This is a genomic window from Chamaesiphon sp. GL140_3_metabinner_50 (assembly GCF_025361915.1).
In the GTDB taxonomy this organism is placed as follows: Bacteria; Cyanobacteriota; Cyanobacteriia; order Cyanobacteriales; family Chamaesiphonaceae; genus Chamaesiphon.
The window spans coordinates 1-2,115 of the sequence record NZ_JANYJC010000063.1 but is presented as its reverse complement, the minus strand read 5'-3'; the positions used below and the strand labels follow the sequence as shown (position 1 = coordinate 2,115).

General features: G+C 45.0%; 3 protein-coding genes and 1 pseudogene. All 4 read left to right on the top strand.

From position 1 onward, the window contains the following. Nucleotides 1-600: solute carrier family 23 protein (locus tag Q0R35_RS03175; RefSeq protein WP_295614397.1), on the top strand; the 600-nt coding region annotated here is incomplete at its 5' end. A 259-nt stretch (nt 601-859) separates the two neighbouring features. Beyond that, the gene (locus Q0R35_RS03170) at nt 860-1,285 is read left to right on the top strand and encodes a hypothetical protein (RefSeq protein WP_295614395.1); all 426 of its coding nucleotides are present in this window, start codon (nt 860-862) and stop codon (nt 1,283-1,285) included. Between the two features lie 66 nt (nt 1,286-1,351). Beyond that, complete coding sequence (locus Q0R35_RS03165) at nt 1,352-1,783, top strand: hypothetical protein (RefSeq protein ID WP_295614394.1); 432 nt, start codon at nt 1,352-1,354, stop codon at nt 1,781-1,783. A gap of 22 nt (nt 1,784-1,805) precedes the next feature. Then, nucleotides 1,806-2,115 (top strand): annotated as a pseudogene (locus Q0R35_RS03160) (hypothetical protein); the annotation flags it as partial.

The following is a 2,115-nucleotide window of genomic DNA, read 5'->3' as shown; positions in this document are numbered from 1 at the left end:
GGCGATATTACCGCGACATCGATGGTATCAGGCGAACCGATCGAAGGTAGTAAATATATGAAACGATTGAAGGGTGGTATTTTGGGCGATGGTTTCAATTCTCTGCTTGCTTCGATCGTCGGCTCGTTTCCGATCGTTACTCCCGCTCAAAATAACGGCATCATTCAGCTTACCGGAGTTGGGAGCCGCTATGTGGGCTATTTTATCGGGGCGATTCTCATTTTACTAGGTTTGTTTCCGTTGGTGGGTGGGGTATTACTGGCAATTCCGACTTCGGTATTTGGCGGCGCGGTAATGCTGATGTTTGGCACAGTGGCTGTCGCTGGCTTCAATATTTTGCGCGAAGTTGAGATGGACAATCGATCTTTTGTAATTTTGGCGATCTCGCTAGCCGCTGGCTTGGGTGTGACGTTTATTCCCGAAGCCCTGCACCACTTTCCTACAGCCGTTCAGAGCGTGCTGGAGTCGGGTATTGCCACTGGTTCGATTTGTTCGCTGGTGTTGAATTTAGTCGTCCCCAAACCAGCCGAATTGCCCAAACCACGATCTGAGGTGGCAACTGAGTCAGAGCTAGAGGGTAATCATAGTCAGATGTTCTGAGAGGATGTTGTAGCACTCGCAAACCCTAGAAGATCCCCCCTAGCCCCCCTTTTTAAGGGGGGAACCAGATCCGGAAGTCCCCCTTTTTAAGGGGGATTTAGGGGGATCTACCCACTAACAACATAGCCAGATGTTCTAAGCGCGGATTTGATGTTGTTGCTGTTAGGTGCATCTTTCCCTAAATTAAGACGATCGACTAAATCGATCGAATGTAATCGCTATTCCCAGTTATTTAGATTGCAAATCGGAGATCTATAATATGTTCGCACGAATCATTCATCAATTAAGTGTAGCAATTGCCATCTCGATCGCGATCGTCGGCATGTGGGCAAGTATTCCAACCGTTGACGCTCAAGCCGCTATTATGACTGCACCCGGACAAAATAGCCGCGTATTATTAGCAGATGTCGGCACCCCCACAATTGAAGCCAAGCCCTCGCTGGTAGAGCAAGTCAAAACATTAACTGGCACGACAGATGAGGACGCAGCGGCAACTGCAAAAGCCGAGAAGAAAGCGACTAAAGCTGAAGCTAAAGCAGCTAAAAAGTTAGCTAAAGCTGAAGCAAAGAAGGCGAAAAAATTAGCTAAAGCTGAAGCCAAAAAAGCCAAAAAGTTAGCCAAAGCTGAAGCAAAAGCAGCTAAAACGACAGCGAAAACGGATGTCAAAAGTGAAGCTGAATCGTAGTAAATTATCTATTTACACTCACACTGTATCCAATCTAATCATCTTACTTCGATGAGGAGTATAAATATGAAGCGATTTATTATTTCGATCTTAGTCAGTTTAGTTATTATGTTCGGCGCAACTAATTGGGTAGGAGTATTGCCATCGATCGCCGCTACAGCTACCACACCAGTAGTTGAGAAAGCCGTAGATGCGATCGAGCAGTTGAAAACGACGATTTTACCCCAGATTCAAAATATTCTGACACCAGAACAACAAAAACAGCTCGAAACTGCGATCGTTAGCGATAAAGGCAGCATTCGCAAGGCATTTAAATCGTTAATGCTGACACCAAATCAAAAAACTAAACTGGCGGCGGTGTTTAAGTCATTGCCTAAAAAGGAGATTTTTACCTCGATGACTTCAGCGCAAAAGCGACAGTTTTTTATGACTAAGAAAGAAATATTTTTGCCAGCCCCTGAAGAAATAGCCATATCCAAGTCAATGTCAGATAAATAGTAATTGCTTGGATGATACAGCTATGAATTCGACGATCGAAGCTCGAACGCACCAAGTTTTTTATTCAAGTCTGGTGACTGAATATATTACGCCCCAAGGTAAAGATTTTGCCTTTAAACGATGGCACGATCGCCTGGTAAATCGAGCTAAAAATCATCCTGGATTTATGCGAGTCGATCTGTGTCCGCCGCTCAGATGTCTAGATCCAGTAGTGAAATGGTACTCGATCGTGCATTTCGATTCGCCGGAATGTCTAGATAGCTGGGTAGGTTCGATCGAGCGTCAAAAGTTAGTCAAATCGGGACGGCAAATTTTTCATGCTTACCGCTTCA

Excerpts from the sequence above, each read along its gene's own strand:
- Q0R35_RS03170 (WP_295614395.1), top strand. The coding sequence starts at position 860 with ATGTTCGCACGAATCATTCATCAATTAAGTGTAGCAATTGCCATCTCG.
- Q0R35_RS03165 (WP_295614394.1), top strand. The coding sequence starts at position 1,352 with ATGAAGCGATTTATTATTTCGATCTTAGTCAGTTTAGTTATTATGTTC.